9 protein-coding genes are annotated in these 12,764 nt (G+C 51.6%); 3 read left to right on the forward strand and 6 right to left on the reverse strand.

The features are described 5' to 3' along the window. Positions 1-3: 3 nt before the first annotated feature. Positions 4-642 carry a tyrosine-type recombinase/integrase gene (locus AC2TAD_RS08615; protein ID WP_480867164.1) on the reverse strand — a complete coding sequence of 213 codons (639 nt, stop codon included), beginning with the start codon at positions 640-642 and terminating at the stop codon, positions 4-6. 427 nt (positions 643-1,069) lie between these two features. Then, entirely contained in the window at positions 1,070-1,651 is a 582-nt protein-coding gene (locus AC2TAD_RS08620) for a TetR/AcrR family transcriptional regulator (RefSeq protein ID WP_170682523.1), read from the reverse strand. A 125-nt stretch (positions 1,652-1,776) separates the two neighbouring features. On the opposite strand from AC2TAD_RS08620, the gene gntH (AC2TAD_RS08625) reads away from it, so the two are divergent. From gntH (AC2TAD_RS08625) to AC2TAD_RS08635, 3 genes are all read left to right on the forward strand, one after another. Further along, the gene (gene gntH / locus AC2TAD_RS08625; protein WP_170547495.1) at positions 1,777-2,970 is read left to right on the forward strand and encodes a guanitoxin biosynthesis MBL fold metallo-hydrolase GntH; all 1,194 of its coding nucleotides are present in this window, start codon (positions 1,777-1,779) and stop codon (positions 2,968-2,970) included. Between the two features lie 9 nt (positions 2,971-2,979). Further along, positions 2,980-4,791 (forward strand): hypothetical protein, encoded by a 1,812-nt coding sequence (locus AC2TAD_RS08630; RefSeq protein WP_480867166.1) that lies wholly within the window; start codon positions 2,980-2,982, stop codon positions 4,789-4,791. 85 nt (positions 4,792-4,876) lie between these two features. Further along, positions 4,877-6,067, forward strand: a complete 1,191-nt coding sequence (locus AC2TAD_RS08635; protein WP_480867167.1) for a HupE/UreJ family protein — start codon at positions 4,877-4,879, stop codon at positions 6,065-6,067. Positions 6,068-6,234: 167 nt separating this feature from the next. Here the strand turns inward: AC2TAD_RS08635 and gntH (AC2TAD_RS08640) are convergent, their stop codons facing one another. The 4 genes from gntH (AC2TAD_RS08640) to AC2TAD_RS08655 form a co-directional block, all read right to left on the reverse strand. Then, entirely contained in the window at positions 6,235-7,362 is a 1,128-nt protein-coding gene (gene gntH / locus AC2TAD_RS08640) for a guanitoxin biosynthesis MBL fold metallo-hydrolase GntH (protein WP_480867168.1), read from the reverse strand. Between the two features lie 618 nt (positions 7,363-7,980). Further along, positions 7,981-9,747 (reverse strand): adenylate/guanylate cyclase domain-containing protein, encoded by a 1,767-nt coding sequence (locus tag AC2TAD_RS08645; protein WP_480867170.1) that lies wholly within the window; start codon positions 9,745-9,747, stop codon positions 7,981-7,983. A 966-nt stretch (positions 9,748-10,713) separates the two neighbouring features. Continuing rightward, a complete protein-coding gene (locus tag AC2TAD_RS08650) occupies positions 10,714-11,400 on the reverse strand; it encodes a c-type cytochrome (RefSeq protein ID WP_353391524.1) in 687 nt (228 codons plus the stop codon). Between the two features lie 404 nt (positions 11,401-11,804). Next, the gene (locus AC2TAD_RS08655; protein ID WP_480867172.1) at positions 11,805-12,635 is read right to left on the reverse strand and encodes a glutathione S-transferase family protein; all 831 of its coding nucleotides are present in this window, start codon (positions 12,633-12,635) and stop codon (positions 11,805-11,807) included. Positions 12,636-12,764: the final 129 nt, after the last annotated feature.

Consider the following 12,764-nt stretch of genomic DNA (forward strand, 5'->3'; position numbering starts at 1 on the left):
TGGTTATTGATCGCGTTTTGTTGCAGCCCAAAGCAATTGCAATTCGTCGTCAGTCAACACGCGATCGCGCGCTACTGGTTTGCGCGGTGTTTTCAGACCAGAAATTGGATTGCTCGCGATAACGCCACGATCGACACACCAGTTCATAAGCTTCTTGAAAACGGCCATCGCATTGTTCGCGGAGCCAGCCGATGAACCGGCAACAAGATTGTCCAAAACACGTACTGCGTCTTGGCGTTTGATCTGATCTACCGGCATGTCGAATAGTGGTTTCCAGTGGTGTGTCAGCAGACGTTGTTGCGTGAGCCAGCCTCGATTACGCGGCTTTGCATAAAGATCGATGAACTGTGGAACGATTTCACCGAGCGTTGGGCATGCAGGCTTTTGAACGATCCCAAGCTGTATGTCCCGCAGCGTTTCCTGTGCTTTCTGACGCGCATCGGCGAGCGATAGGGCAGGGTAGGTGCCGATCGTTAGTCGCCGGACACGCCCATCAACGCGAGGTGAGCAGAACCATGTTTTGCGGCCGGCTAGAGACACGCGCAGGCCAAACCCTGACAGCGTCTGGTCGTATACTTCGAGACGCTTGGGACCTGGTGCGGTCACGGTGGCAACGTAGCGGGATGTGAGCTTCTTTTTCATACAAGATACATAATCCGACAGTCGCCCAATCTCATGGGTGACAGGTCATATTATCTCATAAAAACAGAGGGCTGTCTGCGCCGCAGATGTGGCAGGATGTGGTGCCATGTGGCGGAATGTGGTCTTCGACAGATCAGGGCAAAGGGACATAGCCTTGACTAAACAAGCCCCGATTCTCAAATTTTGGAAATTCCTGCTGATGCCTACGGACAAGTCTGTATGAAGAACTCGCTGGACTTTTTAGGCTTCGGACTTTGAAAGCGGACGTTCGCTACAGGGTAACTGAACGACCGGCTTGCGGACGAAGCGGATCTTGATGGTCACATACTGAACGTCGGCATCTGGCATTGTTGCGTGTGATCTTCCTACAGTGCAATTTGAAACTGGCGGTCCGTTTCGAGCAAACTCACAATGCCGGACAATACTTTTATTCTATCTTCTTCTTTCCGACAAGAATTGCATGTTCCCGCTCTATAACCTTTTCCCAATCGCCTCGCGCTTTCAGACCGGTCGAGGAGTCCCCCATCAGCGAAGTAACCATCAATCTTCCACGCGCTTTCGCCTCTTCTTTCGAAAACCCGGCCTGTTCAAACATCCAGGCAGCGAACTGGAATCGTTTGCCGATGGTTCTTTGATACGCCTCTCTTACTTTCTCATCGGTATTCGCCCACACTGAGACAGCGTGATCTGGCAAGGCGGCGTCCTCTTCTATGACCTTTTTCATAAGAAGAAGAATGCGGCCTTCCGGGGGACCGCCAAATGTCTTTGCCTGTGCGATCACTTTGTCAGTCAGTTCCTGCTCCCAATATCTGAGAACCTCATCCAAAAGCTCACGGACGTTCTTGAAATGCCAGTAAAAGCTGCCGCTTGTCAGGTTCAGTCGCTTTGCCATTGGCACGACCTTTATTGCGGAAACGCCGCCCTCATTGAGTACGTTGTACGCTAGCAATATCCAGTCTTCTTTGGTCGCGGCGTTTTTTGGTGAGTTGCGAGTGATAGATTCTGACATTCAGATTACAGCATTCTTTATTTGACATAGAGCAGTCTATGGGCTTACCGTAGAGATGTCTATGGTGAACGAGAGGCTCACGGTTTCGTGTTCTCTTACGAGGCTTCGCTTTGAAGGGGGGATCAATGAATAACTTAATGAAAACCGCAGCCGGTACATTGATGGCATTAGGCGTGACACTGGCTGGCACTGCCACGGCCCAAAACGCCTTGCCGACAGGTCGGAGTGCCACTGAAATCGAAAACGGTGTATATCCTGCGTCTTACTTTCCCAACACTGAAATCCTCGGCGAGGATGAGATGCGTATCACGGCATTGGGGACGGGGATGCCAAACCAAACCAAGGCAGCCGTTTCGATTTCGTTTTATGTGGAACTTGGGAATGGGGACGTCTTTCTGTTTGACGTAGGAACTGGCGCAACGGGAAACCTGTTCTCGCTGCGACCGGACTTCGCAAAGATCGACAAGGTCTTCTTCAGCCATTTGCATGTTGATCACGTTGGAGACTTCATGGGCCTCCACGTTGGAGGTTGGCTTTCGGGCAGATATACCCCGCTCCGCATCTTCGGCCCGTCCGGATCAGAAGATGAACTGGGCACCAAAGCCTATGTTGAGGGCATGTCCAAAGCTTACGCCTGGGACTTGGCCACGCGAACGGGCGCGCTGCCGGATGATGGCGCCAAGCTTGAAGTCACTGAATTCGATTACATGCAGGAAAACGAGATTGTTTATCAGGAGAACGACGTAACTATCCGTTCCTGGCCCGCGATCCACAGCCTAGATGGCTCGGTAAGCTACTCTCTAGAATGGAATGGGCTGAAATACGTATTTGGTGGCGATACATACCCGAACAAATGGTATGTAGAATATGCCAAAGGGGCGGACATCGCGTCTCACGAGGCCTTCCTGCCACCGGATGCGCTAGCCCCTTATTTTGGCTGGGACATGAAACAGGCGACTTATGTAGCTACGCGCGTTCATACGGAACCTGCGGCTTTCGGCAAAGTTATGTCCGCTGTCGAGCCACGCATGGCCCTAGGGTATCACTCTGTTCTTTCGCCCGAAAACTATCAGGCAATCCTGGAAGGTGTCCGTTCGACATACGATGGACCGCTCACTCTGGCGCGAGACCTACAGGTGATAAACGTAACAAAGGATCAGATCGTTGTTCGGGAAGCGAGTGTTGACGAATATGCTCTGCCACCAGCTGTGAGCGACGAATACATCAATGCACCGCGTTCAAAAGAAAAAGAGCCTTCTGAAAAGGTTCAAGCCGGCAAATGGGATGGTTACACGCCACCGCCAATGCCGGAAAATTAACGTTCAGGGGTGAACAAAATTCTAATTTGGCGGTATCTGTGCCGACTATTCCTGATGCTGAGCGTGATGGTCTCGGGTGCATTGGCCGTTTCAGCAGATGTCGTTTTGACAAACGGTTCGGAAGTCGCACCCAATATTGCTGTCCTTCATGTCAAAGATGATGGGGTTTACATCGACCTTGAGATCTATGTCGAAGATATTCCGTTGTTTGCGGATATGTTGCCAATCGGTTGGTCATCGGATTTCGTTGAGGGTGAGCCGGAGGCTGAACGGGAGTCCAATCAAGGCTCTGCCCAAACCGAAAGTCGGGCGCTGTCTATTGTTGCAAGGGACGAACAGCACCTACACGCTGAAATCAGAAAGTTAGAATACCGAACGCGCATCGACCGGGCCTCTCCGCTTGCAGGTCAGCGCGATCCATTCTCGGGCAAAATTGTTCCCAGCCCGCCAAAAGATCCGCGTGTTCTGTTCGTCGAAGTGTTCTTTCCGTTTCAAAACTCAGTTCCCAACGAGCTGACCATAATGCCTCCATCGCAGGATGGCGAACCACTGGTAACAATCGGGATGCAGGTTTTTGACCGAGAGGTTCCGGTCACGGATTTCCGCTTCTTGTCAAAGCCAGCAGAGTTAAAGATTCACTGGCCTGACCCTTGGGAAACCCGATTTTCCGCTGCGAGTCTGAATCGAAAAGCGCAGGACGGGACATCGACATTTCTTTATATCGAACCCCGAGAAGTTCGGCACGAGACCCTGATCCGCTTGCGTGAACTGGCGCCTTGGATTGATGAAACCATGGAAGTGGGACAAACGCTTTCACCACAGCGTAGCGCCTTGATCGTAAACCAGGCGGCGTCCTTCCTGGCTTCTCGTAACCCGGTGACAATTGATGGCAAATCAGTGCAACCGTCAAACGCAACCGCAAAACTCCTCGAGCTAACATCGCAGGGTTTTCAGGTTGTCGAGCCTGGAAAGGAAGTGTCCGTGAACAATGCGTTTATCGGCGCCATCCTGTCTTTCTCATCGGCAGAACTTCCCGATCATGTGACAGTCACATGGGATATGTTTGACGAGGAAATTTCCCGCGTTGCGACCATATCAAACGATATCGCTGGGCCATTCTTTGGAGCTGTGACACCAGCGGATCCACAGTTCCACTGGCGGAACCACTTGCTCCAATACGAAAAAGCATCTGTCATTCAGGTTCCAGTTGAGCGGCAGACGCAGCAGTACCCGGCAATCGCTTTGATCACTGGGATTGTCAGCGCCGTCTCACTTGGTTTTTTCCTACTGTGCAGAGGCAGAGTTGCAAAGCACGCCAGTTGCGTAACCATGCTTGTCGCGGCTTCAGCAACCGTCGCGTTTTCGGGATATTTGCCAGAATTACCTTGGAAGAAGCCTACCCACCCTGAGCCACAGGTTGCGGAAGATATACTGCGCTCGATGGTCGAAAACTTGAACACAGTGACCCTGGAAATATCGCCGGCAGCAAGAAAGGCAGAGCTGACACACATTGTGACGGAAGCGTCTCTGAGTGACATCGCAACAGAGGTTGAACGTGGTCTCGTGATCCGAACGCCAGGAGGCAGGCTTGCTGCAGTTACCGAAATTAGAGACCTGAATTTAGAGCGCGTTGACCCGACCCTCAAGCCGGGTGGATTTAGCACTCTGGCCAAATGGACAGTGAAAGCCCAAGGCGGTCATTGGGGGCATGCCCACATGCGCGCCGTTACGTTTCGGGTGCTGGCCGAGGTTGTACCTGAATCCGGGCAATGGAAGCTGGATGGATTAACTGTGATCGAGGCTCGCGATCCAAATGCATAAGTGTTTAAGACCAAAGGTTTTTGCTTTCGGCGCTCTGTTTGTCGGTGTGTTTTTGTCACTGACGCTGTCAGCCTCGGCGCATTTTTTGCTTAATCTCAACGTTCGAATTTCGCATGTCGAGCATTCCGAAGACGGTCTACGTATCTACATGCGCACGCCCATGCCCTATCTTGTTGCAGATAAGGTCGGTGATCAGATTGGTGATTCCTTGCCGGACGCTGCACCATTCACGACCAATGCCATGAGCGACGGTCAGTTGGTCCACTTTGTCGACTTGCAGGCTGCCTTGAGCGATCCCAATGGGCTGGGGCAATTCGCCGAAGGTGGACTACATCTGTTGGTCGACAACCGGCGCTTAAGAGGAACAGTTAAGACCGTTCGCTTGCATCGCGTCGGAAATGAGCCCGGATTTGCAACTTTGGCCGAAGCTCAACAGGCCGTGGAAACCGAAACGGCCCTCATTCCACCGCTTTTTGTTGGTGACACAGTTGTCGATCTCGTCCTGCATTATGACACTTACGGTCCGGTCCAATCGTATAGCATTGCGAACGTGCTGGACCCCGGCTTGCCGGATCAGGACCAAACGGCCAACCTCATTCTCGACTACGCGTCAGACACACCTCAGATATTCCGTTCTCGGGGTCTGATGACTGAACCATTGGTTGTTCAGCAACAAGGATACGGAGGATTCCTCAGTTTCGTCTGGGAAGGCATACGACATATCCTCGAAGGGTTGGATCATGTTTTGTTTGTTGTGTGTTTGGTCATTGGAGCGCAGACCCTCAGGGCGCCATTGCTGCGTGCAACCGGTTTTACCGTTGGGCATAGCGTGACCCTGTCGCTGGGGTTTTTCGGGTTTGTGCCATCGGGCGCGTGGTTTGTTCCTGCCGTCGAAACTGGGATCGCGCTTTCTATCATATTTGCAGCCGTCGCAGCGTTTATGAGTTTTAAGGACAATGCGCGCTCTGAAGTCACGATGGTGCTTCTGACAACGCTGATTGGCCTCTTGCACGGGCTTGGGTTTAGCTTTTTGTTGCACAAGATCTTGCAGGTCACATCTCCAAACATCTGGCAAAGCCTGCTTGCTTTCAATCTTGGCGTCGAGCTTGGCCAAGTCGCCATTATTCTTGCACTCTGGCCTGCCTTGATAGTGTGTCGGCGCGTGAACTCCAGTTTGTGGATGTCCCTACGAGTGGGCTTAGCCTGTGGATGTGCGGCTATCGCCTGCTTTTGGACCTTTCAGCGAGTTGCCGAGGTTTATTCCACGTTGGCTTAAGGTCATTCCGATGGCGCGTACGGTGATGGTCGCCTGGGAGAAAAGCGGACATTCGGCTGTTCCGCAGCATAAGGCAGATTGGGCTTATACCGGTCAGTCAGTGAATTCTGCTCAACGTCTAATTTGCAGTCAAAGCAGCCGATAGATTCACTATAGCAAATTGCAGGCTAGTCTCCGCTAAGATCTAGGCGACCTGCATTAAGCCAATCTGACAACTCTGTTCTCTCGCTGGGATCAGGTGGGCCAGCAGGGGTTGGGGGGTCAACAGGCAATGGACTGTCTGATCCAATGATCTCTCGAACACCTACGGCATCTTCCGAAACATTCCAAACAAGCATGTCCTGAGCCAAAGTGAGCGGGCCGTCGTAGGTCTTTCGGATTGCTGCAATTGTGTCGGGAGCAATATCGAAATCGGCAAATGTATGGTAGGCAATCGCGTGCCGCGGCTCGATCATCGAGAATAGTTTTCCGCACGCGTCTGGTGGCGTGTGAACCACCGTTGCCACTAATCGGGCGCGTTCAGGGTCGTAGTTTTTGATATCGATAAATTGTTGGGTCGTTAAGTAGCATTCGTGAATGACAAGATCCGCTTCTTTAGCGTTCTCCACGAACCACTTGTTCGGGTTGGTGTCACCCGAGTAGACGAATTTTAGTCCTTTCCACTCCAAGCTGTAGGACACTGAACCATCTATGCCGTGAATCGCGGGCCAAGATCGAATGACGACACCGTCGCTTTCATAAACTACTTGTGTCTGAGAATAGTCGAACTCAGTCGCCGAAAGGTGTCCACCTGCCGAGGGCATATTCCCGCGCCGGCCTGCCACGTCCCAGGCCAACATTTTTAGGAGGCCATCCATGGCCGCTGCGGTCCCGTATTCTGGCTTTAAGCCACTTGGTCCCCAAACCTGCAGTGGAACGGTTCGGTTTGACACCCAGCCACCCACAAAAAGTGCATCGAGGTCTCCAATATGATCTACGTGCAGGTGGCTAATGAACACCTTGTCGAGATAAGTGTATGGGATTTCCAATGCGGCCAAATTTGCTAACGAACCGGTTCCGACATCGAATAGGAACTTGTCGCCATTGCCAAGTTCAACCAACCACGACGCTGACGCTTGGGAATGTCGAAAATTAGGTGTTCCAGTTCCCAGCGAGATAACTCGCATCTCCGCTTCACCGAGCGGCTCTGTATTTGGGTAATAGAACTTTCTCTCTCCGGATGAACCAGCTGAAGCTGCGCCACAGCAAATCGACGCAAATACAAAACTCAATGGCAGCAACAATCCTAGGCGCACAGTCTTCCCCGATTATCTGATGCATTCTATGATACAACCAAATTGCTTCAGTCCAAAATCGGGCGTCTGCTTTGGGCTCAATGCAGTCATTCGCTGCGATGTATATCAATTTCCGTTTACCAGCAGATCAGGTGCAAAAGCGCTTTTCAAGACCACATGATCTTTCGTTTCACATTCCCAGATTTCTAAAACTGCCCCGCCTCAACCCAAGTTCTTCTGGCAAGATCGAAAAAGCTTCTGGCAGAATATAGCAAGCTGTTTTGAAGTGCGCCCTCCATATCCAAGCGTTAGATTGGAATGGAGATAGACGGATGCCGAATATCGAAAGACTAATTCAAGAACCAGCTTTGGACCTGCTGAACAAAACCGTGACCAAGTTGGAGACAGAGGGTTGGAAGGCCATCGGTCCACCTGAAAAATCCAATACGAGCTTTTCGCAACTCATCCAGAGAAACTGTTGTTTATGTTGATAGCGCGGCCGCAGAAGACCAAACCCATAGCTTCGTTGGGCAGGCTAAGGGTTCATTGACAAATGATCCAACCAGCGACCTACAAAGCTGAGGAATGTTATGGAGTTAGGTTCCTAGCTGCTACAATCCTAACAGCACCAAAGGTTCGTCACACGACCGCGCGCAATAGACCTTCGTTCATATACCCTAGTACCTGGGACATCTCTTCGCGGAGTTGTTCATTGCGCCGACTGTCCTGGAAGCGCTCAATAGAAAGGAACCCTTCTAAATCGAATTCTGGATCTATCGTGGCCAGTCTTCGAATAGCCCGGTTCAACCGCTCTGGATCATCCAAATGCAAAGCGGCGGCGGCTCTGTACGCGGCGGCGCGACGGGTAAGTCGCGGGAATGCCGTTGCCGCCTGGAAACAAGCTTCCCAATCTCTTAGTGTGTAATGTGCAATTACTCCAACTTCTCGGCAGTACTCCGGAAGGTACGGATCAAGTGCTTCGGCACGCCTTTGAAAAACAAGCCCCTTTTCCCCGTCGCCTAAGTAATTGTGAACATTACCCGCGTGGGCGACGATATATGCATGGTTTGGTGTTATCTCGAGCGCGCGCGAGTAATGATAAAGCGCGTTGTCAAAGTCTTCCTTGTACAGAGACAGCGACCCCATGATCCTGTGCACTTCAGCATCGTTGCAATCCAGCTCTAGCGCCCGCCGCCCCATTTCCCAGTAAAGATCTTCATCTTTTATCCCAAGCCATTCGTCCCTCGTTGCGACGGCACAAGCCAGCCATGCTTGAGCTCTGCCGAATGTCGGATCCTTTTCCAAAGCCTTTTTCAACCACTTCATTGCGGTTTCAGCATTCTCGCGCGTGACACCGCCAATGCGGTGATGGTGAAGCCCACGTTTCAAGCAATCGTAAGCGGCCATGTCACTGGTCGGTTTTTCCCTGGCCGATTTTTCTGCTTGTTGTTCGACACGTCCTGCGACGGCCGCTGAGATTTTGGCAACCATATCGTCCTGAACATCAAACAGTTCGTCCACTTCGCAGTCATAATTCTCAGACCAAACTTGAGCACCGCTAGACCCATCAAAAAGACGCGCTGAGACCCTGACGCGTTCGCCCAAAACACGTACGCCACCCTCGACGGCGTAACGAACTCCCGTTTCTCCGCAAATCGTATCGGGCGAACAATCGCGCTCTTCCAAAGAGAAGCTAGCGTTCCGTGAAATCACGAATAACTCGGTGAATCGCGAGAGCTCTGTGATCACATCTTCTGTGAAACCTTCCGCAAAATATTGTTGCTCTGGATCTGTGCTGCGGTTTTGGAACGGAAGAACGATTACACCATTGTCGCGTTGCTGGGGTTTAGTAGCCTGTGTTTGAGGCAACCCCTTTGTGAGCATACAACTATGCAATCCGAGATCGCCCTCGACTGAATAAAGCTCGACTGCTTCGTCGATGTTTTTGAAACGCCGGTGACCAATTGGCTTGAACCGAACTTGCGCGCCTCGTTTAGCCTGTTCGAAAACGGCGTGCGAGACCAAAACCCCGCCCGGCTCAGCCTCTGCTTCGATCCGCGCAGCAATGTTCACGCCGTCTCCAAGCAGATCTTTCCCATCAACAACCACGTCGGCAAGATGTATGCCGATCCGCAGTTGGAGGCCGATTTCCTGACTATTATGCGGGGCAGAAAGCTCGCGCTGCAATTCAAATGCGCCTCGTACCGCTGAAACCGGGCTAGCGAACTCTGCCAATGCTCCATCACCGGCCCAACTAATCACCCGAGCACCATGACGTTCCGCTAGTTCGCTGACTATATTACGCAACCGTTTTAGACGCGAAATTGTATCCGCTTCAGAGCGTTGCATTAAAGCGGAGTATCCGACAACGTCTGTCGCAAGCACCGTGGCAAGGCGTCTTTCCATGCTGGTCTCCCGGTTAACAAGCTGCAGCAGTATAGCAGCTCGGAGGACTTTAATCGATTGCGCGAAATTGAGAGCGGACAATCAGGCTGAAAGCAAGCCGATAAAATATGGTCTTTGGCTTAAAGCATTCCAAAAATATTCGGTAAACGCCCGTTTGATATCGCACAAAGGCACGAGCAAGATATACGCTGCGGATTGCACAAACGTCCTCAAAGGTTGGAGATAATGCGTCTGGGTAGCGTATGGGTGACAAACACCCGTGTGGTTGGGTGTGGCGGCGTGTGGTCGGATGTGGCGGTTTGCACGTCAGAAACTCAACCAAGCCAAGAAGTTAATGTGGCTGGATGAGGCAGCTTGTGGCGGGATGTGGGTCAAACCAGACTGATTGAAAATCCTCGTGTCGGTGGTTCGATTCCGCCCCCGGGGCACCATTCTTACTCAGGACGAAAGCCAGAATGATCGCAAACGGCCGCTCGTCCCACCAATGGGCCCCTTTCGGGGAGTGACGAACTGCACGTCTTGCGCAGTATTGATTCGCAAACTAATGGACAAATGCGGACAGCACAATATATTGTTGATTGTTCGTCGATACATACTGCATGTACGGCGTGATAACTTCGAGCTATTACGCCTACAAACTCCGTGGGTTGCCGAAGGAGGGCACCCCGCGCGGTTTGGGGAACAGGTGCTGGATGCGTTTCAGGTGCTGAAGGTCGAGCCAGAACAAGTGCGACATAGACAATCCTCCTGCCGCCCTTGAATCACGACGGCTTTGCAGATGGAATCGGCCAATGCTATGGCCGCTCAGAGCGGCGAACCGGTCATCCGACGAAAAGCCTCAGATGACGGCAGTGAGCCCAAAGCGGACACCAAAACACTAAGATCTATCTCGCTCAGCCCCCCCCAGACGCCAAACAAATAGCTGTACCACAATGTGCCACCCCTAGCGACCTCTAGTACGAAAAATTAAGGATCAGGTAGAGGAGGAATGGTGCGTAGATACATCACGATAGCCTCAAGGTCTTCGGGCGCCATTGTCGCATAGTAGGCGTAACCCATCGGCGGTTGCATTTGTGTCCCGTCTGGGCGTTCACCCGAAACGATCATGGTTTTCAGCTCTTCATCCGTATATCCGATCAACCCATCTTCGTGGCTGGTGATATTGGGAGCGACGGATACCCCCCACGGTCCATGGAACTCGAACCCACCTGCGCCAAGATGAGTTTCGAACATAGGACCCTTGGGGCCGAATGTCGTATGGCATTCCGTGCAATGCGCGACTGGCCCTGCGAGATATGCGCCATATTCGACAGTTGCGCCTTGTGGTGGCGCTGAAACGGTATCAATCGGCGGACCGTAGTCCGGAGGAAGTGGAAAGCCATACGTTGAACCGGGCGTCTCATTGCCACTCGAAGGCATTGTTCTGAGAAACATAACCATCGACATGACGTCGTCGTCACTAAGGCCGCGATATAAGCCGATCGGCATAGGCGGCCCTATGACCGTACCATCTGGACGAATACCTTCGCGTATCGCTCGGGCAAGCTCTTCGTCACTCCAATCCGCAACCCGGCTACCGGGTGTTATGTTGACAGCCCAGGCCTCCATCATGTCGTTCTTTTCAACCATCATACCGCCCAACTCGTTGGACATATCAGGCCCACTTGGTCCTTGAGGTGTATGGCAATTTCCGCACGCCGCAGGACCACGGACGAGGTATTCACCACGTTCCAAACTCGGTTCGGACATCGCCGCAAACGGAAAAGAAATAGCTGAAATAGCTATGATTAGTTTATGCATAATTTGCCCCCCCAACGTTGGGTGTGAACCGGTCAACAATAAAATACTCTTTTAAAGTCCCAACAATTTGAGATCATACATTACTTTGAGAAAATCCAAAAACTTTGCCGCTCCACTTTCGCTTCATTAACGAAACTTCCGTTTGATCTGCAGGCAAAAAGTGATTTGTAGAGTTCTTTCCAACCTCCTGAAGCCGATTGCATAGGGCGAGCTTTCACCCGTGATGAATGCCATCAGGAGGTTGGATTTAGGTAAGCCTAATTTGTGCGGGCTGGTCCTAGTCCCGCATTGGCGACAACCAAACCAAGTTCTTCGTCTGAAACCGATCCAGAATACTTGTCCCGCGGAGGCATAGGTCTGGTTTTCCAATGTGGTTCAAACGTGAAGCTGGACATTTTTCGACCGTCCACCAATGCACCGTTCCCTGCGCCCAGTGCGTAATCATAATATAGTTTAAGAATCTCTTCTTCCGTCACCTGATCAGTCGCTGCGTGTTTCAAACAGGCAGCTCTCCATTTTTTGACACGGGCATAATCGTCGCCAATCGGCAATTCGAAATCCTCATAGTAGTCAAGAAACCAAAAACGCTTGAATACCGGCGTAAAAACCGCCTCTGCTAATCCGAATTCATCAAATAAGAATACCCCGTCCGGATTGTGGGCAAGCAGGAAGTCGTTGAGATCGCGGTACAGTGCAAGCAGCTTTTCGTTGTGCGCATCTTTCTGCCCTTGGTCCTGGTTCATGACATAGACATAGCCTGCCATCGTGAATGGACCCTCCTTGGCAATCAACATAGACTCCACTGCATGTTCGCCGGGGTCAGAGCGCCGCAGTTTTGGCCCCTCAAGTACTTCATCAAGGTAACGAAGAATAACCAGACTTTCCTTTACAATCTGACCTTCTGCGGTTTTGAGAACTGGAAGCGCCGTTGTTCCTCGTGTTTTTCTTAGAAGCTCTGGATCGCGAGGTTTCGTGATGTCCACGACGCGGAATTCAACTGCATCTTGCAGACCTCGAAGTGCCAACAGAATCTCAAGACGCTGAGAAAAGGGGCATACAGGGATATGATAGACGGTATGCTTTGCCATATTGATTAATCCAGTGGAGAGCCGATGAAGGTCACGTCGTGTTGTTGCCAGAATAGGCTAAGGATTGTTGGACACAAAGAAAAAGCCTGCAATGTCTTCAAAGTAGACATCTGCCACGATTTAGAAAAT

The organism is Ruegeria sp. HKCCD7628, from assembly GCF_057221005.1.